The sequence below is a fragment of the Staphylococcus gallinarum genome (genome assembly GCF_000875895.1).
Lineage (GTDB): Bacteria > Bacillota > Bacilli > Staphylococcales > Staphylococcaceae > Staphylococcus > Staphylococcus gallinarum.
The window spans coordinates 1-571 of sequence record NZ_JXCF01000173.1 but is presented as its reverse complement, the minus strand read 5'-3'; the positions used below and the strand labels follow the sequence as shown (position 1 = coordinate 571).

1 protein-coding gene is annotated in these 571 nt (G+C 39.2%); it reads right to left on the bottom strand.

What is annotated here, in order from left to right; translation table 11 throughout:
• Positions 1–145: 145 nt before the first annotated feature.
• Positions 146–571: accessory Sec system protein Asp2 (asp2, locus tag SH09_RS13935; protein WP_141639742.1), on the bottom strand; the 426-nt coding region annotated here is incomplete at its 5' end.

Sequence of the window (571 nt, the reverse complement as noted above, 5' to 3'; positions counted from 1 at the left end):
CTTCCAAACATGAATCACACGACCGGAAGGCATCAAAGCATTTTCAAAGTAAGTCGCATCTTGATCTATTTTTAAATGCGTACCATACATAAACGTATCTGGTGTTATTTGCGTCCATCGTACCGTAAAACTTTGCTTCTGCATTTTATCGCTCCCTTCCGAATTGGCTTTCTAGTATCATGTTGTAGAAGTTAACAAACCAACTTGTAATTGTTGGCGAGTCATCATTATGTCGCCCTGGCACGCCCCTTTGCATGACACGTGCATGCTGACGACTTAATATTGGCAATAACATATCGAACGCTTGCTTGTCATAGTCATCGTGAATCATATAAGCAATTGCAAACGTTGTATTTGAAAAGTTCGCTTGCTTAAACTGATGCCAAAATTTATCGTTCAGTTGTTGAACCGCATCTGTGTTTAATGCTCCTGTATTTTTACGTAAAACATCCAGCGATGTCCCAAAATCTTCTGGTCGAACTAATGCCATATTTTCTGCCACTGTTCCAATATTAATCAATGGCTTACCTACAATAATTGCCGCCGGATTCAATTTTGCACCATAATACAA